Origin of the sequence: Terrabacter sp. 2RAF25 (genome assembly GCF_052115265.1) — a bacterium.
Lineage (GTDB): Bacteria > Actinomycetota > Actinomycetes > Actinomycetales > Dermatophilaceae > Terrabacter.
In genome coordinates, this window is the sequence record NZ_JBFRGJ010000002.1 from 222,130 (window position 1) to 245,028 (window position 22,899).

Genomic DNA, 22,899 nt, shown 5'->3' on the forward strand with positions numbered 1-22,899 from the left:
TGCCGTGACTTAGCGTCTCTCGATTGGAAGAGGGATGACGGAGTGTTCTCTCGATTGGAAGAGGGATGACGGAGTGTTCTCTCGATCAGGTCAGGGGGAGGGGTTGGTGGCGCGGGCGGGTGCCGCGGAGGAGCAGGAGGCCGAGGGCGAGGACGGCGAAACCGGCGGCCGGCACGACGTCGCCGACGAGGAAGAAGACCGGCCGGTTGCCCAGCACGTCGACGCCGACGATCGAGACGACGAGGATGCCGAAGAAGAGCACGCCGGCCGAGACCGCTGCGACGGGATCGACCCAGGGGCGGCCCTCGACGATGCCGTCGTCGGCCGTCCTCCTCCCCTGGTCGAAACGCACGAACACCGCGACGAGCACGGCCGTGACGACGGCGAGGACGGCGAACAGCAACGGCCTCGAGAGCCACCAGGCCCACGAGCCGATGGCCGGCTGCTCCAGACCCACCGCACGCAGCCCGAGAAGCACCGCCATGAGCGCGGTGAGGTGCCAGAGGAACGCCGTCATCGCGAACGGCGCTGCGGAGACGACCACCCGCCACACGCGCGGTCTCGCCAGAACGCGAGCCATGGCCGGCCGCAGCACGACGGCGAGCCCGCAGATGCCGATGCCCTGCGCCAGCAGCGCCGCGGTCGGAGGTGCCATGTTGGAGACCGCTTCGCCGGGGAGCCCGACCATCGAGACCGGATAGGGCCCCCACGCGACCGCGAGGCCCATCGCGCCGAAGCCGACGACTACCATCAGCCAGCCCCGCGCGGTGGTGAGCAGGCCGTCGCGCCAAGCGAACCCGAGCTGGTGCAGGGCCAACCACACGAGTGCGAAGTTGAGGTTGCCGACGAGCTCCGGGCCGCCGCCGAAGCGCACGACGTCCACGAGGCACGCCAGCGCGACCAGCGCCAGGACGACACCGAGGCCCCACCGCCGGTGCAGGTCACGCATCAGCGGGGCGAAGGCGCAGGCGCCGAGATAGATCCCGACGAACCACAACAGCTGCGGGACCATGACGAGCGCGTCGCGGGCCAGACGACCGGCGTCGCCGGGCCTCGACGTCAGACCCGACAGGTCGGCGACGACACCGAGGGCGACCCACACCGCGAGGAAGGCGAGGGTGGGGCGTAGGAGGCGCGCGGCCCGCGCACGGAAGAACGCGGCATACCTCCCCCTGGCCTGCGGCCGGCGCCGCTCGAGCGACTCGAGAGTGTGCGCATGGGCGACGCCACCGACGAGGAAGAAGAGCGGCATGACCTGCAGGAGCCAGGTCAGCGGCTGGAGAGCCGGCACGACGGCGAGCGCGTTGGTGATCTGCCCGTCCGGGGTGATGGCGACCATGAGCCAGTGGCCCAGGACCACGACGAGCAGTGACCCCACCCGCAGGGTGTCGACCCAGCGGTCCCGGTCGGCAGGCGTCGCAGCAGCGATCTCCGACGCGCTGCGGGGCGTCACGTCAGGGTGGATCCGGCTCACATCTCATCGAAGCACGAACGGCGGCCTGAGCAGGTGAGTTCTCCTGCTCAGGCCGCCGCCCGGAGGTCGCGGTCGTGCGTCGGCTAGAGGGCCTCGTCGCGCCGCTCGACGCGGCGCTCGACGACCTCGTCACCGTCGACGCGGCGCTCGACGACATCGGGCGCACCACGGCGCTCGGTGACCACCGTGTGCTGTGTGCGGGCGCGCTGGGCGTTCATGACGAGCGCCAGGATGACCGCGAGCGCGCCGGCGACCATGAGGATGATCCCGATCGTGTTGCCGGTGCTGCTGCTCAGGTTGAGGACGCTGGAGTCGATGTTCGTGAAGTAGAAGATCGCTCCGACGACGAGCAGGAAGATCCCGAGTCCGATACCCATTGAGGTCTCCTTGGATGAGGGCACACCGAGTCGAGTGCCTGCCCGGGACATACCCTCGCGACCGGCATCCCGCACGCAGGCGACGCTCAGGTGCGGCGTCGGCGCACGGTGAGGCTGAGAGCCGTGACCACGAGCATGACCACGCCCACGCCGGCGGCGATCGCGATCTCGTAGTAGAGGTTTCGGGCCGCGAGCCCGTAGGCGGCGTCGGCGATCGTGCGGGCCACGGCAGGGTCGACGCGCCTCAGCAGTGGCTCGCGCGCGACCATGACGACAAGGGCGAGCGCGAGCGACGTGACGATCCACCCGAGGGCCACGAGCGTCGCGGCAGTGCGCCATCGACGAGCGAGGAAGATCGCGAGCAGCCCGAGCGCGGCGACGACGACCGGCGCCCACGGGCCCCACGCGTCGGCGACACGGTACGCCTGCTGCGCCTTCTGCAGGTCGCTCGCCTTCGCGACGGGGATCGTGACGACCGGGGCGAACGGGGCCGCCCCCTTCAACCCGGCCTGCTCGAGCGTCGAGGTCAGCGCAGGCACGGGGATGGTGAGGCGCACGGCGACCCGCCCCTGAGCGTCGAGCTCGGTGTCGCCCCGGCCCTTCATCACGGCGATGAACTGCCGGTGCACCGCCTCGATGCCCGTCGCCCACGCGGAGGCGACCTGGGGGCTGGCGACGATCGTCGCCGCCTCCGCCCGGATCGGGGCCTCGAGCGTCTTCTCGACCGCGGGCTGGAGCTGGACCGCGCCGAGGACGCCCTGGACGATCCCGTCGGTGAGGGCCTCCTGCACCTGCGGCTTGGTGACGACGGGCCGCAGCTCCTCGACGAAGACGTCGGTGCGCGTCAGCAGCACGGAGGCCCAGAACCCGACGAGCGCCACAGGCAGCAGCACGACGGCGAGCAGGCCGCACAGGCCGGAGAGAAAGGAGGGTCCGGTCCTGCCGGATCGCTGCTGTGCCACGCCTGCCACCTGTCCGATCGTCGGCGTCCGGGACGCTCCCGGTCGCGCTCCAGACCCCGCTAGACCCCCCGGAGGTCGAGAGCCAGTGTCGCAGGGGCGGCCGGGTCGATGACGACGGGGATGCCCCAGTCCTGCTGGAAGAGGTGGCAGGCGGCGTGCTCGGGCACGTCACCGGTCACCGGGTCACCGTCGCACGAGGCGGCCTGGACCGAGACGTGAAGGGTGCCGGTGCCGATGTCGTCGCGCAGCACCAGACGGCGGGTCAGTCCCTCGGCGCGGCCGGCTCCCTCGACGAGCAGCGCCTCGGGGGTGGCCGACACGTCGAGGCGGGTCGGGTCACCCCAGCGGTGGTCGAGCTTCTGGCCTGCGGGGGGCACGAAGGTCACCTCGAGCGACACCTCACCGGACGGCAGGGGTGTCGACGGGCGCTGGGTGCGGTGCGCCGGGCCGTCGACGCGCTGGGCTTCCTCGGGCAGGGCGACACGCACGAGCCGGTGCGCCGCGGACTCGATGACGACGAGATGGGTCTGCGCGGCCTCAGGGTCGACCTCGACGACGGCGTCGCTCGGCTCGGCGAGGCCCTGCGCCAGGGTCGTCACCTGACGCGTGACGGGGTCGAACCGACGGATCGCACCGTTGTACGTGTCGCTGACGGCCACCGAACCGTCGGGCAGCTCGGTGACCCCGAGCGGGTGCTGGAACAGGGCCTCAGCCGCGTCGCCGTCGCGGTGGCCGAAGTCGAAAAGCCCTGTGCCGACATGGGTTTCGACGCTCAGGCGCCCATCGGCACCGAGGTCCACAGAACGCAGCGCGGAGGTCTCGGAGTCGGCCACCCAGACGCGGTCACCCGACGCAGAGGCGGCCAGGCCCGACGGTTGGGCGAACCATGCCTCCAGTGCCGGCCCGTCGACGAGCCCCTCGTTCGACGTGCCGCTGACGACCTCGACGGTGCCGTGCTCGAGGGTGTCGCCGGGGGTCCAGGCCCACAGCTGGTGCGTGCCGGCCATCGCGATGACGACTCGGTCGCCCAGCCACGCAAGGTCCCAGGGCGTCGACAGCGCCTGTTCGAGCGCGGGGCCACCACCCGTGCGCTCGCGCAGCTGGCTGCCGGTGCCGGCGACGACGTGGACCGACCCGTCGGAGAGGCGGATTCCCTTGAGCTGGTGGTTGACCGAGTCGGCCACGAGCAGGTCGACACCCAGGCGCTCGGCCACCTCGGGCGTCGCGACCAGAACGCCCTGCGGCTCGTTGAGAATGCCCTCGCCGCCCCAGCGGGCACGCTCGGTCTCGAGGTCACCCTCGAGGTGCACGACCTGGTGGTTCGAGGTGTCGGAGACGACGAACGAGCCGTCGGGCAGGGTCACGGCCTTGCCGGGAAAGCGCAGAGCGGTCTCGGGAGCGGGCGGCGGGACGTAGGGGTCGTCGCCGGGCTGCAGGGTGCCCTTCGCGCGGTGCTCCTCGATGAGCTCGGCGACGAGAGCAGCGAGTCCGGGCCCGTGTCCCTCGCCGGACATCGACGCGACGACGTAGCCCTCGGGATCGACGACCACGAGGGTGGGCCATGCCCGCGCGGCATAGGCCTTCCACGTGACGAGCTCGGGGTCGTCGAGCACGGGATGGTGGACGGCATACCGCTCCACGGCGGAGGCCAGGGCATCGGCGTCGGCCTCGTGCTCGAACTTCGGGGAGTGCACGCCGATGATCGTCAGAGCGTCGGGGAACCGCTCCTCGACCGGACGCAGCTCGTCGAGGACGTGCAGGCAGTTGACGCAGCAGAAGGTCCAGAAGTCGAGCACGACCACGCGGCCGCGCAGGTCGGCGAGCGACAGGGGGCGCCCGCCCGTGTTGAGCCAGCCGCGGCCGACGAGCTCAGCGGCGCGGACCTTGACGCGCGCCCGAAGCGTCGAAGCGTCGGCGCTCACGAGAGCCTCCGGTCGGGCAGCACGGGGAAGCTGCGTCGCCAGTCGAGCGTCGCCGCCGTGTCGATGTCGATGCTCAGCACCTCCTCGTCAAGGCCGACCGCGGCGAGAACCTTCCCGGTGGCGTCGACGACCTGCGAGTGCCCGCCCATCTCGTGCCGGGCATGCGTGCCCGAGGTGTTGCACTGGAGCACGACGCACTGGTTCTCGATCGCGCGCGCCTGCCCGAGCAGCGTCCAGTGCCCGACGCGCTTGCGCGGCCACGCGGCCGGGATGACGAATGCCTCGGCCCCACGGTCGAGCAACCGCCGGTAGAGCTCGGGGAAGCGCAGGTCGTAGCAGGTCGAGACCCCCACGGGCACCGTCGCACCTGAGGCCACGGGGACGTCGACGACGACGAGGTCCTCACCCGCGTCCATGAGACTCGGCTCGCCCTCCCCGAAGCCGAAGCGGTGGATCTTGCGGTAGGTCGCGACGAGGTCGCCCGACGGCGAGAAGACGAGACTGGTGTTCCAGAGTCCGCGACCGTCGGTCTCGGTCGGCGCGCCCCGCTCGACGATCGACCCACCGTGAAGGGTCACGCCCGCATCTCGCGCTGCGGTCGAGAGAGCCTGTGCCACAGGGCCGTCCACCGCCTCGGCTCGCTCGGGCCAGCGCGTGTAGTCGAAGCCGCCCGCAGGCCACAGCTCGGGCAGCACGACGAGGTCGTGGCCCGTCTGGGCGCGCACGAGGTCCCCTACGCGGGCGGTGCGGTCGGCGACCGACTCGTCGTCGCCGTAGGCGAGCTGGATGAGCGCAACCTTCATGGCCCCATGCTCACACGACCCGGCCCGCAGAGGTCGGTCGCGCCCGGCACCCGGGCAGCACACGGCATACGCCCCCGGCGTCTTTCGGTCTTGACCTCACATCGTGTCAGGCCGTAGACCATGGTCGTCTTGTTCGACATCGGGGACGTCGCCCGGCTCGGGGGGTCACGGTGCGGATGCTGCGCCACCACGACTCGCCGTCGCTCGCGTGGTACGACGGCGATGCGGGCGGGACGCGGTGGGGCGTCGGGTTCCCGACGACGCTCGAGTCGGTCGACGTCGAGGGCGCGGAGGTGAGCGCGCTCCCGGCCTGCGACCGGGCGGTCACGGTGATCCACCGGGGGTCGATGGCGACGATCGGCGACACCTGGCAGGCGCTGGCGACGCCGGTGGACTCACGTGGGCTCACGGCATACGGACCGTGCCGCGAGGTCTACCTCGATACGCCGATGGACGACCAGGACGCGTGGGTCACCGAGCTGCAGCAGCCGGTGCGCTGAGCCCGCCGACCTCGCGGACGGCGCGGACCTGGGCGGAGTGCGTGCTGCGACGGGCAGCGAGCTGGTCGCGCAGCTCGGGGTCGCTCTGCACGAGGTAGACGAGACCGCAGTCCTGCCGGCCGGTGGCACCCGGGGCGCAGAGGCTGCACGGCTCGCCGAGCCGGATCGGGCACATCGGGGTGGGTGGTCTGCGGGACATGGAACCTCCTGACCCCAATACTACCTTACGTAGTAGTAGCCTCCGGATCAGCGCGGCGTGCTGTCGTCGCGCCTGGCCAGCGACGCGAGGCGCTCGTTGTAGGCCGCGAGCTCGGCGTCGCCGTCACGGTCGGCCCGACGGTCGACCCGCCTCGACTCGGCCCGGTCGCTGCGGGACCACTGGAGCGCCACGATCAGGGCGAGCACGAGGGCGGGCAGCTCGCCGATGGCCCACGCGACGCCGCCGCCGTACTGCTGGTCGGCGAGCCGGGCGGCGTCGTTCGCGCCGATCCACGGGATATCGATCGTCTGGAAGAAGTCGCCGCCGAGCAGCGCGGTGCCGCTGATCATCGCGACCCCGAAGAAGGCGTGGAAGGCGATCGTCGCGAAGAGCACGACGAGGCGCAGCGCGGGGCTCCACCTCTTCGGGCCGGGGTCGACCCCGATGAGCACCCAGGCGAAGAGATAGCCGGTGAGCACGAAGTGGGCCGTCATCAGCAGGTGACCGGTGTGCGTCTGGAGGGCCAGCTGGAACAGGCCCGTCCAGTAGAAGACGACGAGGCTGGAGAAGAAGAGCCCTGCTGCGGCGACGGGGTTGCCGAGCACCGCGAGGAAGCGCGAGTGGACGAGGCCGAGCAGCAGCTCGCGGGGGCCGAGCGTGCCGTCGCGGCGGGGGCGCAGGGTGCGGAGGGCCAGCGTGACCGGCGCCCCGAGGACGAGCAGGATCGGGATGACCATCGCCTCGGTCATGTGCAGCATCATGTGCCAGGAGAACGCGACCCGGCCGTAGATGCCGAGCACGCCGTTGGTGGCGTAGAGGAAGAGCAGCCAGCCGGCCACCCACGAGACGGTGCGCAGGGCCGACCAGGCATCGCCTCGGCGGCGCAGCCGCACGACCCCGAAGACGTAGAGACCGATGGCCAGCAGGCCCGTCGCGAGGAAGAGCCACTCGACGCGCCAGGCGGTGAGCCACGACAGCGCCGTGGGCGCGGGCGGGGCGGGGAAGCCCGTCAGCGCCAGGGCCGGCGAGGGGTTGGACACGGTCTCGGGCACCGGAGGCGCCGTGCGAGAAAGGGCCGTCGCGACCCCGAACGCGAGGCCCATCACGAGCGTCTCGGCGACCGCGAGCCGGGCGAAGAGCCGGCCCCGCCCGGCCCGGTCTCCGGCCGACGTCGCGTCGTCGATGCGGTCGAGGGTGACGCGGCGGTGCCACACCCCGGCGACACCGAGGGCCACGAAGGCGAGCACCTTGACGAGCACGAGCACGCCGTATGCCGTCGCGAGGTCCGACCAGCCGCCGAGCCGCGTCGTTGCCGACATGACACCCGAGACACCCAGCGTGACGAAGCACCACAGCGCCACGGCCGAGTAGCGGCGGGCCACGGCGCCGAGGGCGTCGTCGAGGTGGCTGCGCAGGACGACGAGCGCGATCAGACCACCCACCCAGAAGCCGGCGCTGAGCAGGTGGGCGGCGAGGGCGTTGACCGCCGTCTCGTGGTCGGCCGAGCCGCCGGCGTGGCCGGCGAGACCCAGCACCAGCAGGCCGAACGCCGACACGGCCGTGAGCGCGACCGCCACGGAACGCGCGCGGGCGACGGACGCCACGGACGCCACCGCGAACGCTGCGATCGCGCTGATCAGCCCGACCCTCAGCGTCTCGATGCTCCAGACGTTGCCGGTGAGGTTGGTGCCGAAGGTCGGGTCGCTGAGCGGCAGACCGGCGGCGTCGGAGAACGTGAGCACCACCCCCACGGCGCCCGCGACCGCCCACACGAAGGCGGCGGCGGTCGCGACGCGGAAGGCCGCCGCCCGGCGCGGCTCGTCGAGCGATGCGCTCTCCTGGCGGGTGCGCCCCGGAACCATCGTGGCGGCCAGCAGCAGCGACCCGATGGTCAGCGACGCGGCGACGTCGTGCACGACCCGGACGAGAGGGAGCGCCCAGCGCACGACCGGTCCGGCATCGATGATGCCGTCGGGAGGTGAGTCGGAGGCGCCGGTGTAGCGGGCGGCGACGACGGTGGCGAGCAGCCCCACGACGACGACCGCGGCGACCACCGCCGAGGCCGCCCACGAGGCTGCGGGCCGAGCACCCGGGCGAGGGTCGGCGAGACCGGCTCGCTGCTGGGTTGGCATGCGTCAAGGGTAAGTAGTCTGATGCCATGCCCATGCACCCGGCCGCCCCCGATGACCGCACCGGTCTGATCGACGCGTTCGACCACTCCGTCCAGTCGATCATCGACCTCGGCTTCTCGTGCCGCGACGCGGACTTCGACCTGCAGACAGAGTGCCCGGGCTGGACCGTCAAGGACCAGATCTCACACGTCGTCGGCTCCGAGAAGTCGTTCGCCGGCCTCCCCCGCGTCGAGGTCACGGTGCCCGACTACCCGCACCTGCACCATGACTTCGCCCGCTTCGTGGAGGTCGACGTCGAGGCTCGTCGCGGGCTCACCGGCCGCGAGGTCGTCGCCGAGCTCGCCGAGTTCCACCCTCGGCGCGTGGCCGAGCTGCGCGAGTCGGACGCCGACGTCGACACGGTGATCGGCGGTTTCTTCGGGCCCGACACGACGTTCGGGGGGCACCTGCACCGTCGCATCGTCGACGCCTGGGTGCACGAGCAGGACCTGCGCGCCGCGCTCGACCGGCCCGGGAACCTCGACTCGCCGAGCGCCGCGGTCTTCACCGCCGACATCCTCGCTGCCCTCCCGCGCATCGCTGCAAGGGCTGCCGGAGTCGGTCCGGGTCACGCAGTCGTGATCGACGTGAGCGGTCCCGTCGTGGCCCGAGACGGCGTGCTTGTCGTGACCGGTGACGACGGGCGACCCTACGGCGAAACGCTTTTCAGCGGTCACGACCGACCCGACGGCGAGGAGCAGCTCGACGTCACGTCGATCCACCTCACCACCGAAGCGCTGACCCGCAGGGCGGCCGGGCGCCGACCTGTCGACGAGATCCACTACACGGTGACGGGTGACGAGGACATCGCGAGACGGGTTCTCGAGGCCCTCGTCGTCGTCACGCACTGACGTTCCGAGTCGCCGTTCGGAGGCCCCGGGGGCCGAGACCCTTATACACCTCGAGGCACCCCAACGGTAAGTAGGCCCGCCTTGTGTATGTGTGGGCAACGGCCTAGCGTCGTAGGTAGTCGGTCAAGCCAGTGCCGCATCGGGGATATCCGATCATCGGAGACACAATGACCGACCCGTCCGCGGGTCCGCGCAGGGATGCGCGAACCAGAGACCTCATCCACACGCTACGCACGGCGGACTCCGAGTCCGAACGTGCAAACGCCCTCGAGGCCGTGACGCTGCTGCACATGCCGCTCGCCCGGTCCCTCGCCCACCGCTACTCGGGAAAGGGCCTCGACCGCGAGGACCTCGAGCAGGTCGCGTTCCTGGCACTGCTCAAGGCGATCCAGCGCTTCGACCTCGACAAGCCGACCGAGTTCGGCGCCTACGCGACGCCGACCATCACCGGCGAGCTGCGTCGTCACTTCCGCGACCACGGCTGGCTCGTGCGCCCGCCGCGAGAGCTCCAGGAGCGCCGTCAGCTCGTCACCGACACCAGGTCTCGGCTCGAGCAGCGCCTCGGCCACGACCCGGATGCCGGTGAGCTGGCGAGCGAGCTCGACCTCACCCTCCAGTCGGTCAAGGAGGCCCAGGTCGCTGCCACGAACCTGCGACCGGCCTCGCTCGACACGACGACGAGCGACGGCGCCCGCCCGGTGCTCGACCTGCTCGACGCACGGGGCGACCCGGGCGCCGACCCGGCACTCGACGAGGGGATCGTCGTGCGCAGCGCACTCGAGAGGCTGCCGGCCCGCGACCAGCAGCTCGTGCGGCTGCGCTTCGGCGGCGACATGACCCAGGCCGAGATCGCGGAGTCCATGGGGCTCAGCGCGATGCAGGTCAGCAGGCTCCTGCGACGCACGCTCGACGAGCTGCGGCGCCAGCTCACCGCGGAGGGCATGGTCTCGGCCTGACCCACCCGGAAACGTCCCCGGCGGCCCCGATGCGCACCTCCCAGCGCATCGGGGCCGCCCGTTTCATGCTCGGTCCTGCACCGGTTGGAGGCCGTCACGGTCGCCGGTGCCGAGCCGTGATGAGCCACGAATGGTCCGCGACTCGCTTGTCGCGCAAGGCGACTCACCCGCGGTGGTTGCCCGTGAACTGCGACTCCTGCCCATCGATGACCTGCGAGGCCACGTGGGTCAGCTTCATGTTCAGCTCCTGCGAGGTGTTGCGGAGCAGCTCGAACGCCTCCTGGCCGCTGATGTGGTGCGCGGCCATGAGCAGGCCCACGGCCTTGCCGATCTCGCGGTTGCTGCTGAGCCCCTGGCGCAGGGTCGCGGCCTCCTCACGCGCCCGGATGGCCATGAGCGCCACCGACGCGAACGACGCGATGACCGCACCCGTGTCGGCCGACTTGGCGGTGAGAGCGCCCGGCACGTCGGCGAAGAGGTTGAGGGCACCGACCTTGTCGCCGTCGAGGAACAGCCGGTAGCCGATGGCGGAGCGCACCGGCGTCTCGGCGACGATGCGCTCGGCGAAGCGCGGCCAAGGGGTCGTGCCGTCGGTGAGGTCGGCGTCGTGCTGGTAGGCCTCCTCGAGGATCGCGTCGACACACGGACCTTCGCCGATCTCGATCTCGATCTGGTCGATGCGTCTGGCGATGTCGTCGGTGCTGGCCGCGGTGACGAAGCGGTCGCGGGTGCGCACGAGCAGTGACGCGCGGGTGCAGCCCTCGACGAGACGGGCCGCGGCGTCGACGAGGGCTTGGTGGATCGAGCCGGAGTCGGCGCCGGCATAGATCAGGGCCGACATCTGTCGGAAGACGTCGGTGATCGTCGCGTCGACGGGGACGTCGCTGCTCATGGCACTCCCTGCACTCGTACACAGCCCGTGCCGTCCGCTGCTGGACGGCCCGGCGCGTCAGTCATCCTCGCACCTGCCTGCACTGCGAGGACCACAGAAAACCACACCGTACGCGCGCGTGGGAGCGACGGCCCGTTCGCGGGCAGAACCCTGGACAGGAAAGTTGACAGCAGCCCCCGCCGGACAAATACTTGCATGCTGCAAGCAAGTAATCGGAGGAGCTCACGCGGTGACGGTCAGCAAGGACGAGGCGAACGACGTCTTCCTCGGGCTGCTGCGCGTCCAGAAGCTGCTCGTGGCCGCCCGCAACACGGCCCCGCGGCTCGAGGACGGCATCGACGTCACGGCATACCCGGTGCTCTTCGTCGTGGCGGGGGCCGGCACCGTGCGCATCTCCGAGATCGCGACGACCCTCCACAACGACGTGTCCACCGTCAGCCGGCAGGTCAGTGCCCTCGTGGCGGTCGAGCTGCTCGAGAAGAGCGCCGACCCGAACGACGGGCGCGCGTCCGTCGTGTCGATGACCGAACGCGGGCGCGAGGCCCTGGATCGCATCCAGGCCTCTCGCGCCAAGTGGTTCCAGGGGCTGCTCTCCGACTGGGAGAGCCCCGAGACCGCTGCGTTCGTGGCCCGACTGCGTGAGCTCGGCGACGTGCTCGACGCCAACCTCCGGGCCCGGGGTGCAGCGCCGCCCCCGATGCCCTTCCACACCACCAGACAGCTGCAGCACCAGAACCAGAAAGAGGACTGACATGTCCGACACCACCGCCGAACCGTCGCGCGCCGACGCGCGTACGGCCAGCGCGAGCGGGGCGCCCGGCACGGGTGCGCAACCACTGCTCTCCCACAAGGAGATCATCACCATCCTCATCGGCCTGATGATGGGGATGTTCCTCGCGGCGCTCGACCAGACCATCGTCGCGAGCGCGATGCGTGTCATAGCCGACGACCTCAAGGACCTCGCCGGGCAGGCGTGGGTCACGACGGCATACCTCATCACGAGCACCATCGCGACGCCCCTCTACGGCAAGCTCGGCGACATCTACGGCCGCAAGAAGCTCTTCATCTTCGCGATCTCGATCTTCACGATCGGCTCGATGCTGTGCACGCTCGCCTGGTCGATCCCGTCGCTCGCCGCCTTCCGTGCGGTGCAGGGCATCGGCGCCGGTGGTCTCTTCTCGCTCGCCCTCGCGATCATCGGGGACATCGTGCCGCCCCGCGAGCGGGCCAAGTACCAGGGCTACTTCCTCGCCGTCTTCGGCACCTCGAGCGTCATCGGCCCCGTCGTCGGCGGCATCCTCTCCGACCAGGACTCGATCCTCGGCATCACCGGCTGGCGCTGGGTCTTCCTCGTCAACGTGCCGATCGCCGTCGCCGCGCTCGTCGTCGTCACCCGCACGCTGCACCTGCGCCACACCCGCCTCGACCACCGCGTCGACTACTGGGGCGCGCTCAGCCTGTCGGTCGCGCTCGTGCCGCTCCTCATCGTCGCCGAGCAGGGGCGCGAGTGGGGCTGGGGCTCGGCCACGGCGATCACCTGCTACGCCATCGGCCTCATCGGCCTCGTCGCGTTCTTCGTCATCGAGCGCTCGATGGGTGAGGAGGCGCTCATCCCGCTCCGACTGTTCAAGAACCGCACCATCGCGGCCGCGTCGGTCAGCTCGGTCTTCATCGGCATGGGCATGTTCGGCGGCCTCGCCGCGATCCCGCTGTACCTGCAGATCGTCAAGGGCTCCTCGCCCATGGAGGCAGGTCTCCAGCTGCTGCCGATGACGCTCGGCATCATGAGCGGCTCGATCTTCTCGGGCCAGATGATCAGCCGTACGGGCCGCTACCGGAAGTTCCCCATCATCGGCGCGGCGATCCTCGTGCTCGCGCTCTTCGGCTTCCACTTCGTCGGCGCCGACACCCCGCTGTGGAAGACGATGATCGGGATGTTCTTCTTCGGCGTCGGCCTCGGCTTCAACTTCCAGCCGCTCACCCTGGCCGTGCAGAACGCCGTCGACCGCCGCGACATGGGTGTGGCGACGAGCTCGGCGACCTTCACCCGCCAGATCGGCGGCACGCTCGGCACCGCGGTCTTCCTGTCGATCCTCTTCTCGCAGGCCGGCTCGAAGATCTCCGAGGCGTTCGCGAGCATCGCCCCGACGCCGGCCTTCCAGGCGGCCCTGCGCAACCCGACCGGCGGCGACCCTGCGGTCAACAAGGGGTTCATCGCCCAGCTCCAGGCCTCGCAGCAGGCCGGCGGCTCGGGTGCGGGTGCCGGCTCCTCGGCGCTGTCGGACAGCTCGTTCATCAACCAGCTCGACCCGCAGCTCGCCCGGCCGTTCCTCGTCGGCTTCTCCGACGCCATGTCGGTCGTCTTCATGGTGGCCGCCGGCGTCCTGGTGCTTGCGTTCGTCGCGTCGATCTTCCTGCCGCACGTCGACCTCGGCCCCAAGCCGGGCCAGTCGGGGGCGGCCAAGAAGGACGAGGCCGCCATCCCCGCCGGTCACTGATCGAGGCCGGCCCTCCGGCGCCCGGGGCTCCCCGTCAGCCACCGCTGACGGGGAGCCCTTGCGTATGCCGGGGGAGGCGGGTCAGCGGAGGTTGTGCAGCTCGCGGCGGCTCAGGAAGGCGCGCGTGCCGATGGCCATCACGAAGGCGAACCCGCCGGCGATGACCGCGACCCAGTAGCCGTGCTGTGCGCCGACCCGGTCGACGACCGCGCCGGACACGGCCGAGCCGGCCGCGATGCCGATGATGAGGCCCGTAAGCACGATCGTCATGCCCTCGTTGAGCTGGGCCTTCGGCACGATGCGCTCGATGAGGTTCATCGTCGTGATGAGGGTCGGGGCAGTGGCCATGCCGGCGACGACCATGAGGGCGGCGAGCGCCCAGAGGTTCGTCGCGAACACGAGCGGTGCCGCGAGCAATCCCATGCCCAGCGTGCCCACGATGAGCAGCTTGACCAGGTTGCGTCCGTGCGACACGTGGCCGAAGACGAGGCCCGCGAGACCCGACCCGACGGCATACAGGGCCAGGATGGCGCCGGCGGCTCCCTGGGCGCCGTGCTCCTGCGCGACGGCAAGGGTGACGACCTCGTTGACGCCGAAGATCGCGCCGGTCATGACCATGATGAAGGCGAGCGGGATGAGTCCGGGGTTGTGGTGGGCGTGGCCCTCGGGGCGCTCGTGGTGCGGCACCACCGGCGGCTCGGTCGAGCGCGCCGACAGGAAGACCAGCACGCCGATGCCGTAGGCGACGGTGGCGACGACGAACCCGGCCTCCGGGAACCAGGCCGTGGCGAGCCAGATCGCGACGACCGGCCCGATGACGAAGGTCAACTCCTCCATCACCTGCTCGAACGACATCGCCGAGTGCAGCGAGCGGGCGTCGTGGGCGAAGATGTGGGTCCACCGGGCGCGGGCCATGGTCCCCATGTTCGGGATGGCCCCGCACATCGGGAAGGTGATGAAGAGCAGCCACGACGGCCAGCCCCGCACCGAGGTGAGGATCGTCAGCACGGCCCAGACGCCGGACCAGAGGAAGAACGGGATCGCGATCCGACGCTGCCCGTAGCGGTCGACGAGCCGCCCGAGGAAGGGCGCGAAGAGCGCCAGGGCCAGCATGCCGACGGCGACGACGGCTCCGGCGAGCTCGTACGAGCCCGACCGTGCGGCGACCATCGCGACGACGGCCACGCCGAACATCGAGCCCGCGGTGCGGGCCACCATCCCCCCTGCGATGAAGGTGCGCGCCCCCGGCACCTCGAAGAGAGGTCGGTAGGAGGCCAGCACAGCAGCTCCTTGTCGATCGGGGGACGGCGAACCTCCCCATCCTTGCACCACGCCCCCCGGGGAGCGCGAATCGTCGAGGGTGGGTAAGGACGCTCCTCAGGACCCGTGCTTGCGCCTCAGCGACCACATCTGCGGCGAGCGCTCGAGCTCGACGGCGACGTCCCACGGAACCCCTCCGGGAGCCGTCTCGCGGCGGAAGCTGGTGACCAGCCGCCGGGCCAGCGCGGGGTCCTTCGCGACACGTGACGCGAGCGCCATCGCCTGCGGCTCGACGTGGTCGTCGTCGTATGCCGCCCACGCGAGTCCCAGGGACACGGCGCGGTCGCCGTCGACCTCGTCGCCGAAGAGCCCGAGGGCGGCGGCGGCCTCGCGACCCGCAACACGGTTGAGGAGCGTGAAGTGGCCACCACCGGGGTGGATGCCGATCTGCGCGAAGCCCGGCAGCAACCGGGCGGTGCGCGAGACGACGCGCAGGTCCGTGGCCAGCGCCAGGTTGAGGCCGGCCCCGACCGCGGCGCCGCGCACCGCGGCCACGGTGGGCAGGCCGATGGAGCCGATCGTGGTGAAGGCGGAGTAGACCGTCTCGAGGTTGCGGTAGGCCTCGTCCTCGACCGGGTCGCGGCCGGTGTCGGCGAGGACGCTCCGGACGGCACCGGCGCAGAAGTGACGCCCTCCGGTCACCACGACCGCCCCGACCGAGTCGTCGGACTCTGCGGTGCGAGCGGCGTCGACGAGCTGGTGGGCCATCTCGACGGAGAGGGCGTTGCGCCGGTCGGGGGCGTCGAGGGTGATGAGCGCGACACCGTCGCTCACGTCGTAGCGGACCTCGGTCATGGTGCGTGGCTCCTGTGGTCGTGGGAGGGCTTGGCGCGGCCCGTGGTGACGAGCGTCCAGAGGCGGTCGTGGCCCGCCGAGGAGGCGAGCGTCGTGAGGGTCTCGTCCCAGTCGTGCAACGAGCCGTACTCACTGCGGCGGGCCAGGATCGGCCTGGTCAGGGTGTGCAGCTCGTGCTCCAGGGTGGTGCCAATGGCCCCCAGCACCTGGTGCGAGCCGCGGACCACGACCGAGGCGGCGTGACCCACGCACGACTTGGCGACGCCCACGGCGAAGAGCATGCCGGGGTCCTGCCAGTCGGAGGCTGCGGCCCGAGAGACGGCGGCGTCGGTAGCGGCGCGGGCGAGGGCGGTCTCGGAGGCGATGTCGGCCACGAGGTGCTGGACGGCCTGGAAGCGGCCGATCGGCCGACCGAACTGGTGGCGCTCCCGCACGTGCGTCAGCACGAGCTCGACGACTCGCTCCATGGCGCCGACGACCTGGGCAGAGCGGGCCAGCGCGCCCCGGAGATGGAACTGCTCGCCGATCTCGTGCTGCACGAGCGTGCCCGCCTCGAGGTCGTCGACGTCGAACTCCACCGTGTCGCTGGGCTCGCCAGCAAGGTTGCGGCCTTCGTCGATGACCACGCGGTCGGCCGGGACGTCGGCCACGCGCCACTCGTCACGGTCCTCCCAGAGCGCCACGACCCGGCTCGCGTCGCGCGCCCACGTGACGTTGAGGGCGACACCGGAGGGGTCCGGACGGCATACGGTGCGGAGGCCTCCGTCGTTGGGCAGGCCGGCTGCCTCGAGCAGCCAGCCTCCGAGCACGTCGTGCTCGGCGAGCGGCACGGGCGCAGCCGCGCCCGCAGCCAGCCCGAGCAGGGCCGCGGCGTCGACCCAGCCGCCACCGCTGCCCCCCGCGGCCTCGGAGCCCGTGAGGCGGGTCATGCCGAGGTCCTCGAGCCGTTGCCACAGATCGCGGTCCAGGTCGACGACGGCGGTGGGCGTCGCGCGGGTGGCGCGGTAGTCGGCGAAGAGGTCGCCCATCACCTCCGCGAGGTCGGGGTCGGGCGTCGTCGGGGCTGCGAGCCGGTCGATGCCGGAGGAGTCCTGCCGGCCGGCCATCAGCGCAGCCCCAGCCCACGGGCGATGACGCCACGCAGGATCTCGTTGGTGCCCCCGCGCAGCGTGAACCCGGGCCGCTGCAGGATCGCGGCGTGCAGGAGCGTGTCGAGCTCCTCGTCGAGGGCCCACCCGGTGGCGGTCAGGGTGTCGACGTAGTCGGCGATGTCGCCCTCCTCGGTGGTGCCGAGCACCTTGACCACGGCGGCGGCGGTGTCGGCGTCGTCGTGCTTCTCCAGCGCGACCGACACGGCGAACGACATGTGGTGCAACGCCGCGAGCCGGGCCACGTGGCGCCCCAGGCCGGGGTCAAGGGGCAGCCGGCCGTCGTCCATGGCCTGCGCCGCCGCAGCCAGCAGCTGGAAGGTGGACAGGACGCGTTCGGGGCCGCTGCGTTCGTACGCGAGCTCGGAGGTGACCTGCGCCCACCCCTCGCCCACCTCGCCGAGGACCCGGTCGTCCGAAACGAGGACCCCGTCGAGGTGCACCTCGTTGAAGTGGTGGTCGCCGCCCATGGAGACGATGGGCCGGATCGTCACCCCTGGCGCCCTCAGGTCGACGATGTACTGGGTGAGGCCGGCGTGCCGGTGCTCCGGGTCGAGCGGTGCCGAGCGGGCGAGCGCGAAGAACGCGTCGGCCTCGTGGGCGCCGCTGGTCCACACCTTGGTGCCGGTGAGCCGCCAGCCACCGTCGACGCGTTCGTCGCGGGTGCGCACGCTCGCAAGGTCGGACCCGGAGTCGGGCTCGCTCATGCCGATGCCGAAGACGACCTCGCCGCGGCTGATGCCCGGCAGGTAGGCCTGCTTCTGCTCCTCGGTGCCGTAGCGCAGCAGCGACGGGCCGATCTGCCGCTCGGCAACCCAGTGGGCGGCGACGGGGGCGCCGACGACGAGCAGCTCCTCGGTGACGACGAACCGTTCGAGGTAGGTGCGCCCCTGGCCGCCGTACTCGGTCGGGATGACCATGCCGAGCCAGCCGCGGCGACCGAGCTCCCGCGTGAAGTCCCGGTCCCACCGGGTCAGCCACGTGTCGACGTGCGGCACGAAGGCGCCCGCGGCGACCTGCTCGGAGAGGAAGGCACGCACCTCGAGGCGGAGCTCGGTCAGGGCCGGCAGCTCGCGGGCTCCCGGCGGGACGAGACGGGCCGACATGCTCACCTTCCTCGTGCGACGTCGCAGCGGTTCGTGCGCCACTCTCCCACACGGAGGGCAGCGCCCCGCCGGGCCCTGTCGGTCTCCGACCGCGTCTCAGCACCCGGTCGCGGCGTCTCGCCTGCGCGTCCAGAGAGCCCCTGGCAGAGACTCCGCTGATAGCCTCCAACGTCATCAACAGCAGTGCGGCATTCGGCCGCCGAATGCAGGAGGACAGCTCAATGTCGGCACCAGCCATTGAAAGGGCCGTCGACGCCCTCGACGTCGAAAAGTTCTGGGAGCGGGGCTACGCGATCCTCCCGGGGGTCTACACGCCTGAGGAGATCGAGGCCTTCCGCCAGGCGGCCTACGCCTCACGCGGCTACGGCGGCGACCTGCTCGCCAACCCCCGCCTGCGCAACGTCATCACCGACGGACGCATGGCCGCGGTCGCCCGCAAGCTCCTCGGCACCGACGAGCTCTTCTACAGCGGTGACAGCTCGTTCACCATCAACGGCACGCAGAAGGGTTGGCACAAGGACAACGCCGACCGCGTCGACCCCGACGCCCCCGACTGGGCCGACCGCTACACCCAGCTCCGCTTCGGCGTCTACTGCCAGGACCACTCCGAGCACACCGGCGGCCTCAACCTCCGCATCGGCTCGCACGACCTGCGCAACACGACCGAGGGCGAGAACCTCTACGTCAAGACCCGGCCCGGTGACCTCGCCGTCTGGAGCATGCGCATCACGCACTCCGGCAACGGCATGCTCCTCAAGGACCCCGAGGCTCCGTTCCCGATGCCCAACGAGCACGACCGCTTCAAGCCCGAAGAGGTCACCGAGGCCGACGGCGACCGCATCGCCCTGTTCGTGCACATCGGCGCCGACGACAAGCACGCGAAGCGCTATGCCGACTACACGAAGACGCGCAAGTACCTCGTCGACGCGTGGCGGAAGCGCCCCTACGACGACGAGGCCCGGCAGGCGGCCAAGGACGCCGGCCTCAACCTGCGCGACATGCCGGCCGAGGTCATGGACGACCCGAGCGCCGGGCTGAACGAGCTGTGGCAGCCCTTCCCCTACGAGGGCCAGAAGAAGGCTGCGGCAGCCAAGCCGGCCGTCGCACCGGTGGGGGCTCCCGCCGCTGCGCCTGCAGCGAGCACGCCCGACGCCAAGGCGATCGCGAAGGCGACGCTGCGTCGCGCCTACCGTGCGGCCCGCGCCGGCGCCAAGGGTGCGCGCGACGGCTGGCGCGCCAGCCGCTGAGGCATCCGGCACTCGGTCCTTGGGATGGCGTGCCCGCCGAAGCACTACGACGGAGGGGCGGAGTCCGGGGGACTCCGCCCCTCCGTCGTGCCCAGACCTCACCGGGGCCGTATGCCGTGTCTCCGCCTGCGCCGCGTACGTCACTGTTGCACCCCGTGCAACAGTGACGTAGCCGCCCGGAAGCGCCGCCCGCCAGGTGACTACACCGATCGCGTACGTCACTGCTGCGCCCCGTGCAACAGTGACGTAGCCGCCCGGAAGCGCCGCCCGCCAGGTGACTACACCGATCGCGTACGTCACTGCTGCACCCCACGCAACAGTGACGCGGGGTCCGCGAGGAAGACTGCCGCGCCGGCCCGCCAGCCGGCGGGCGGCGCACAGGGGGCGCGGGCTGTCAGAGGCCGGAGAGCACGAGGTAGCCGCAGAGCCCGACGATCACCAGTGTGATCAGCGCGGCCGCAGCCGTGGTGAGCCGGTGGTTGACGAGCGCCCCCATGACGTGGCGGTCACGGGTGAAGAGCAGCAGGGGGACGAGCGTGCCCGGCAGGGCGAACGACAGCACGACCTGGCTCCAGACCAGGGCGTTGGTCGGCTCGACCCCGATGCCCAGGATGACGAGGGCGGGGACGACGGCGACCATGCGACGCAGGAGCGGCGCGATGGGCCGGCGGCCGAAGCCCTGCATGACGACGTCGCCGGTCTGCACGCCGACGAGGGTCGAGGCGAGGCCCGAGGCGAGGAGCGCGACCGCCAGCATCGTCGCGGCGATCTGACCCGCGTTGGCGCCGAGCGCGGCATACGCGGTCTCGATGCTCGCCCCGGCCTTCGAGGGCAGGGCGGCGGAGAAGACGACGAGGCTGACGTTGGCCACGCCAGCAACGGTCATGGCGACGACGACGCTGCGCACGGTGCGGCGGCCCGCTCGCAGGCGCTCGGCGTGGCTCGCCTCGGGGCTGCCGTCGTCGTGGCCACGGGTGGCTGCGGAGTGGAAGTGCAGGGCGTGGGGCATGACCGTCGCACCGACGATGCCGACCGCGAGCAGCGCCGCGGACGAGTCGAGCGGGCTCGGCACCACCGAGCGCAGCAGCGCCACCCGATCGACGTCGCCGATGAGGACCTGCCACACGAGCGAGCCGATGATGACACTGAGGAGCACCAGCACGACGGACTCGAAGTGGCTGCGACCGCGCACCTTGAGCGCCAGCACGACCAAGCTGAACAGGGTGACGCAGACGGCCCCGGCCATGAGCGGCATACCGAACAGGAGCCGAAGGGCGATGGCGCCCCCGACGATCTCGGCGAGGTCGGTCATGATGACGACGAGCTCGGCCTGGGCCCACAGCAGCAGGCGACCGACCCCCGGGAAGCGCTCGGAGCTGTGCTCGGCAAGGCTCTTGCCGGTGGCCATGCCGAGCTTGGCAGCGACGTACTGGATGACCATCGCCGAGCAGCTCGCGAAGACGACGACCCACACGAGCGCGTAGCCGTGCTCGGCGCCGGACGTGATGTTGACGCCGAAGTTGCCGGGGTCGACGTACGCGATGGCGGCCAGCAGCGCCGGGACCAGGGTGCGCGGCGCACTGATGGTGCCACCGAGGCCCCGTTTCGGCGACCGGTCGCTCACCCGCGGTCGCTGCGCGACCTGCTCTTCCATGGGAGACAGCATCGAGCCTCGCACCCGTCGAGGCCAAGCCCGGGACCGGATTGAGACACATTCGTCAGCGCCCGTCCCCGGGGTGGGGCAGCGAGCGGCGGGTCAGCGGGCCGACGCGAACCCGAGAAGGGCGGCCAGGCCGAGAGCGCTGCGCGGGTCGTAGGCCGACGTCCACAGTCCTCCGTGGACGGCCGCATACGCCTCGTCCTGCCAGGGCGTCGGGCGCGCCGGCGACCCGGTGCGCAGGTCGTGGACGAGCAGCGCGGCCATGAGCGTGTTGGCGGTGCCGGGCTCGAAGACCTCGATGCCGAAACGGTGCGCGCCGGCGTACGCGGCCGCGAGCGCCCGGTTCTTGACGACCGATCGGGTGCGCGTTGGCGGTGCCACCTTGAACGACACCAGCCCTCCGTCGCCGCGGTATGCCGTCGCCCGCCACCGCTGGAGCCGCTTGGCCAGCAGGTAGTTGGGTCCCTGCTGCAGGACCACGCTGTCGTTGATGCCGGGGTCCTGTCCGGGCACGTAGTTCCGCCGGAGCAGCCGCCCCCCGCTGACGGTCCGCAGCGGCACGCGCAGCACCTTGGAGGTGCGGCGCCGTGCGTAGCTGTCGACCGAGTGGGCGACGGCCCCGCCGGGCACGGCGAAGACGTCGGTCGGAGTCGCGAGGAAGGCCAGTCCCACGTCGTCCCGCCCCTTCGCGTCGACGACGTGGCGGGTGAGGGCGTCGACGGCCATCGACACGCGCACGTTGGTCTCGCCGTCGGCGTAGACGTAGTTGCCTATGACGAGGCGACCCTCGAGGCCGGCGACCCAACGGGTGACGGCGGCGAGGTCGTGGACGAGGTCCCCGCCAGCTCGCTGGCTGACCGGTTCGGGCCCTTGCCGCACGGGCACGGTGATCGAACCAGCAAGTCGGTGCGTGTCACCGATCAGCCTGTCCCACAGCTCCTTTCGCGGCAGATCTACTGCGGCGACGTCGGCGCCCCAGCGGAGCAGCGAGCGCAGCGGGCCCATCTCCGCGGCGGCGCCCAGCACGACGACGGTCCGGTCCGACAGGTCCAGCCAGTCGGGGTTGTCGATGACGAGGCCGACGGCCTCGGCACAGCCGGGCTCGACGGTCCCGGCCTCCACCCACGCGTCCAGACGGCGACGCAGGGCATCCCCCGCGAGTCGCTCGCCGGCATACGGGACGGAGAGCGTGCGGTCGGGAGCGGCCGACCCGTGGATGGTCTCGGAGCCGAGCGTGTGGACGCTGCCATCGTCGGCGAAGGCCTCCTCGAGCGGTCGGTCACCGTCGACCCCTGCCCACCGCATGCGGTCGTGAAGCGTCGCCAGGCCGTCCCGGGCGATTGCGTGCGCCGCCTCGGGCGAGGTCAGCCCCGCCTCCACCAGTCGGCGAAAGTGCGGGAGGTAGCCCTGGCGCCAGTTCGTCTCCCGTTCGGCGGACGCGGCCCCGACGGCGTCGACACGGCGCAGCGCGTCGGCCACGACGGCTCGGCCGGTCGCCGTGGTGCTACGGCGTCCCGACGTCGGGTCGAGGGGAAAGACCACTCCGCTGGGGTCGCTCATGCGCCCATCATGTCGGAGGCCTGCTCGGCGGCGCGCTCCGCGCTCGCGCAGGCACGGGCCACAATGGCGACATGGGCGAACACTGGGAGGCCCGCGACCGGTTGGAGGACGACCGGAGGACGGCGGTCGAGAGGCTCGAGGCGCTGCGACGCGGCTACGACCTCGTCGTCGACGCGGTCGAAGGGTCGAACGCCGACGACGAGCACGACCCGGAGGGCTCGACCATCGCGTACGAACGCTCGCAGCTGGGGGCTCTCGTCGACCAGACCCGCGAACACCTCGACGAGGTCGACGCCGCACTGGCGAGGCTCGAGGCGGGCACGTACGGGCGGTGCGAGGTCTGCGGGTCGGCGATCCCGGCCGAGCGTCTCGAGGCGCGACCGACGGCCCGCACGTGCGTCCAGCACGCAGGCCACGCGCGCGGCCACTGAACCGGCAGACGAACCGGACACAGCGGT

At 71.5% G+C, this 22,899-nt stretch carries 21 protein-coding genes; 7 read left to right on the top strand and 14 right to left on the bottom strand.

Annotated elements, in window-relative coordinates; genetic code table 11:
• Positions 1 to 85 precede the first annotated feature (85 nt).
• The 5 genes from AB4091_RS04285 to AB4091_RS04305 form a co-directional block, all read right to left on the bottom strand.
• Positions 86 to 1,453 carry an acyltransferase family protein gene (locus AB4091_RS04285; RefSeq protein ID WP_442290483.1) on the bottom strand — a complete coding sequence of 456 codons (1,368 nt, stop codon included), beginning with the start codon at positions 1,451 to 1,453 and terminating at the stop codon, positions 86 to 88.
• A gap of 104 nt (positions 1,454 to 1,557) precedes the next feature.
• Positions 1,558 to 1,851 carry a DUF6458 family protein gene (locus AB4091_RS04290; protein ID WP_442290484.1) on the bottom strand — a complete coding sequence of 98 codons (294 nt, stop codon included), beginning with the start codon at positions 1,849 to 1,851 and terminating at the stop codon, positions 1,558 to 1,560.
• 86 nt (positions 1,852 to 1,937) lie between these two features.
• Positions 1,938 to 2,813 (bottom strand): hypothetical protein, encoded by an 876-nt coding sequence (locus AB4091_RS04295; RefSeq protein WP_442290485.1) that lies wholly within the window; start codon positions 2,811 to 2,813, stop codon positions 1,938 to 1,940.
• Between the two features lie 59 nt (positions 2,814 to 2,872).
• Positions 2,873 to 4,735 (bottom strand): NHL domain-containing thioredoxin family protein, encoded by a 1,863-nt coding sequence (locus tag AB4091_RS04300; RefSeq protein WP_442290486.1) that lies wholly within the window; start codon positions 4,733 to 4,735, stop codon positions 2,873 to 2,875.
• Positions 4,732 to 5,538, bottom strand: coding sequence for a carbon-nitrogen family hydrolase (locus tag AB4091_RS04305; RefSeq protein WP_442290487.1), 807 nt, complete (start codon positions 5,536 to 5,538; stop codon positions 4,732 to 4,734). The genes AB4091_RS04300 and AB4091_RS04305 overlap by 4 nt, the downstream gene beginning before the upstream one ends.
• A 176-nt stretch (positions 5,539 to 5,714) precedes the next feature.
• Here AB4091_RS04305 and AB4091_RS04310 point away from each other — a divergent pair, with 176 nt between their 5' ends.
• The gene (locus AB4091_RS04310; protein ID WP_442290488.1) at positions 5,715 to 6,038 is read left to right on the top strand and encodes a GyrI-like domain-containing protein; all 324 of its coding nucleotides are present in this window, start codon (positions 5,715 to 5,717) and stop codon (positions 6,036 to 6,038) included.
• Here the strand turns inward: AB4091_RS04310 and AB4091_RS04315 are convergent.
• Complete coding sequence (locus AB4091_RS04315) at positions 6,010 to 6,237, bottom strand: DUF6767 domain-containing protein (RefSeq protein WP_442290489.1); 228 nt, start codon at positions 6,235 to 6,237, stop codon at positions 6,010 to 6,012. The two genes, AB4091_RS04310 and AB4091_RS04315, sit on opposite strands and share 29 nt — an antisense overlap.
• Before the next feature lie 47 nt (positions 6,238 to 6,284).
• Positions 6,285 to 8,369 (bottom strand): cytochrome c oxidase assembly protein, encoded by a 2,085-nt coding sequence (locus tag AB4091_RS04320; RefSeq protein ID WP_442290490.1) that lies wholly within the window; start codon positions 8,367 to 8,369, stop codon positions 6,285 to 6,287.
• Between the two features lie 26 nt (positions 8,370 to 8,395).
• On the opposite strand from AB4091_RS04320, the gene AB4091_RS04325 reads away from it, so the two are divergent.
• Both AB4091_RS04325 and AB4091_RS04330 read left to right on the top strand, forming a co-directional pair.
• A complete protein-coding gene (locus tag AB4091_RS04325) occupies positions 8,396 to 9,259 on the top strand; it encodes a maleylpyruvate isomerase family mycothiol-dependent enzyme (protein WP_442290491.1) in 864 nt (287 codons plus the stop codon).
• 275 nt (positions 9,260 to 9,534) lie between these two features.
• Positions 9,535 to 10,215, top strand: a complete 681-nt coding sequence (locus AB4091_RS04330; RefSeq protein ID WP_442290492.1) for a sigma-70 family RNA polymerase sigma factor — start codon at positions 9,535 to 9,537, stop codon at positions 10,213 to 10,215.
• Between the two features lie 163 nt (positions 10,216 to 10,378).
• Here AB4091_RS04330 and AB4091_RS04335 read toward each other — a convergent pair whose 3' ends face one another.
• Positions 10,379 to 11,107: an ANTAR domain-containing protein gene (locus AB4091_RS04335; protein WP_442290493.1), complete on the bottom strand. Its 729-nt coding sequence runs from the start codon at positions 11,105 to 11,107 to the stop codon at positions 10,379 to 10,381.
• 229 nt (positions 11,108 to 11,336) lie between these two features.
• Between AB4091_RS04335 and AB4091_RS04340 the strand changes: the two genes are divergently transcribed.
• Together AB4091_RS04340 and AB4091_RS04345 are read left to right on the top strand one after the other, a co-directional pair.
• Positions 11,337 to 11,858: a MarR family winged helix-turn-helix transcriptional regulator gene (locus AB4091_RS04340; RefSeq protein WP_442290494.1), complete on the top strand. Its 522-nt coding sequence runs from the start codon at positions 11,337 to 11,339 to the stop codon at positions 11,856 to 11,858.
• Position 11,859: 1 nt separating this feature from the next.
• Positions 11,860 to 13,605, top strand: coding sequence for an MDR family MFS transporter (locus tag AB4091_RS04345; protein WP_442290495.1), 1,746 nt, complete (start codon positions 11,860 to 11,862; stop codon positions 13,603 to 13,605).
• A gap of 81 nt (positions 13,606 to 13,686) precedes the next feature.
• On the opposite strand, the gene AB4091_RS04350 is transcribed toward AB4091_RS04345, so the two are convergent.
• From AB4091_RS04350 to AB4091_RS04365, 4 genes are all read right to left on the bottom strand, one after another.
• A complete protein-coding gene (locus AB4091_RS04350; RefSeq protein WP_442290496.1) occupies positions 13,687 to 14,886 on the bottom strand; it encodes an MFS transporter in 1,200 nt (399 codons plus the stop codon).
• Between the two features lie 96 nt (positions 14,887 to 14,982).
• Positions 14,983 to 15,720 carry an enoyl-CoA hydratase-related protein gene (locus AB4091_RS04355; RefSeq protein ID WP_442290497.1) on the bottom strand — a complete coding sequence of 246 codons (738 nt, stop codon included), beginning with the start codon at positions 15,718 to 15,720 and terminating at the stop codon, positions 14,983 to 14,985.
• The gene (locus tag AB4091_RS04360; protein WP_442290498.1) at positions 15,717 to 16,826 is read right to left on the bottom strand and encodes an acyl-CoA dehydrogenase family protein; all 1,110 of its coding nucleotides are present in this window, start codon (positions 16,824 to 16,826) and stop codon (positions 15,717 to 15,719) included. The genes AB4091_RS04355 and AB4091_RS04360 overlap by 4 nt, the downstream gene beginning before the upstream one ends.
• Positions 16,826 to 17,974 carry an acyl-CoA dehydrogenase family protein gene (locus tag AB4091_RS04365; protein WP_442290499.1) on the bottom strand — a complete coding sequence of 383 codons (1,149 nt, stop codon included), beginning with the start codon at positions 17,972 to 17,974 and terminating at the stop codon, positions 16,826 to 16,828. Before AB4091_RS04365 ends, AB4091_RS04360 begins: the two co-directional genes overlap by 1 nt.
• A gap of 221 nt (positions 17,975 to 18,195) precedes the next feature.
• Here AB4091_RS04365 and AB4091_RS04370 point away from each other — a divergent pair, with 221 nt between their 5' ends.
• Positions 18,196 to 19,221: a hypothetical protein gene (locus tag AB4091_RS04370; RefSeq protein WP_442290500.1), complete on the top strand. Its 1,026-nt coding sequence runs from the start codon at positions 18,196 to 18,198 to the stop codon at positions 19,219 to 19,221.
• 394 nt (positions 19,222 to 19,615) lie between these two features.
• On the opposite strand, the gene AB4091_RS04375 is transcribed toward AB4091_RS04370, so the two are convergent.
• Together AB4091_RS04375 and AB4091_RS04380 are read right to left on the bottom strand one after the other, a co-directional pair.
• Positions 19,616 to 20,875 (bottom strand): Nramp family divalent metal transporter, encoded by a 1,260-nt coding sequence (locus tag AB4091_RS04375; protein WP_442290501.1) that lies wholly within the window; start codon positions 20,873 to 20,875, stop codon positions 19,616 to 19,618.
• A gap of 102 nt (positions 20,876 to 20,977) precedes the next feature.
• The gene (locus AB4091_RS04380) at positions 20,978 to 22,441 is read right to left on the bottom strand and encodes a hypothetical protein (RefSeq protein WP_442290502.1); all 1,464 of its coding nucleotides are present in this window, start codon (positions 22,439 to 22,441) and stop codon (positions 20,978 to 20,980) included.
• 71 nt (positions 22,442 to 22,512) lie between these two features.
• On the opposite strand from AB4091_RS04380, the gene AB4091_RS04385 reads away from it, so the two are divergent.
• Positions 22,513 to 22,872, top strand: a complete 360-nt coding sequence (locus AB4091_RS04385; protein WP_442290503.1) for a TraR/DksA family transcriptional regulator — start codon at positions 22,513 to 22,515, stop codon at positions 22,870 to 22,872.
• Positions 22,873 to 22,899 lie beyond the last annotated feature (27 nt).

Bases quoted from the DNA above. Each gene is read 5' to 3' on its own strand.
- AB4091_RS04290 (WP_442290484.1), bottom strand. From the start codon at position 1,851: ATGGGTATCGGACTCGGGATCTTCCTGCTCGTCGTCGGAGCGATCTTC.
- AB4091_RS04305 (WP_442290487.1), bottom strand. From the start codon at position 5,538: ATGAAGGTTGCGCTCATCCAGCTCGCCTACGGCGACGACGAGTCGGTC.
- AB4091_RS04310 (WP_442290488.1), top strand. From the start codon at position 5,715: ATGCTGCGCCACCACGACTCGCCGTCGCTCGCGTGGTACGACGGCGAT.
- AB4091_RS04315 (WP_442290489.1), bottom strand. From the start codon at position 6,237: ATGTCCCGCAGACCACCCACCCCGATGTGCCCGATCCGGCTCGGCGAG.
- AB4091_RS04320 (WP_442290490.1), bottom strand. From the start codon at position 8,369: ATGCCAACCCAGCAGCGAGCCGGTCTCGCCGACCCTCGCCCGGGTGCT.
- AB4091_RS04325 (WP_442290491.1), top strand. From the start codon at position 8,396: ATGCCCATGCACCCGGCCGCCCCCGATGACCGCACCGGTCTGATCGAC.
- AB4091_RS04335 (WP_442290493.1), bottom strand. From the start codon at position 11,107: ATGAGCAGCGACGTCCCCGTCGACGCGACGATCACCGACGTCTTCCGA.
- AB4091_RS04345 (WP_442290495.1), top strand. From the start codon at position 11,860: ATGTCCGACACCACCGCCGAACCGTCGCGCGCCGACGCGCGTACGGCC.
- AB4091_RS04355 (WP_442290497.1), bottom strand. From the start codon at position 15,720: ATGACCGAGGTCCGCTACGACGTGAGCGACGGTGTCGCGCTCATCACC.
- AB4091_RS04360 (WP_442290498.1), bottom strand. From the start codon at position 16,826: ATGGCCGGCCGGCAGGACTCCTCCGGCATCGACCGGCTCGCAGCCCCG.
- AB4091_RS04365 (WP_442290499.1), bottom strand. From the start codon at position 17,974: ATGTCGGCCCGTCTCGTCCCGCCGGGAGCCCGCGAGCTGCCGGCCCTG.
- AB4091_RS04370 (WP_442290500.1), top strand. From the start codon at position 18,196: ATGTCGGCACCAGCCATTGAAAGGGCCGTCGACGCCCTCGACGTCGAA.
- AB4091_RS04375 (WP_442290501.1), bottom strand. From the start codon at position 20,875: ATGGAAGAGCAGGTCGCGCAGCGACCGCGGGTGAGCGACCGGTCGCCG.
- AB4091_RS04380 (WP_442290502.1), bottom strand. From the start codon at position 22,441: ATGAGCGACCCCAGCGGAGTGGTCTTTCCCCTCGACCCGACGTCGGGA.
- AB4091_RS04385 (WP_442290503.1), top strand. From the start codon at position 22,513: ATGGGCGAACACTGGGAGGCCCGCGACCGGTTGGAGGACGACCGGAGG.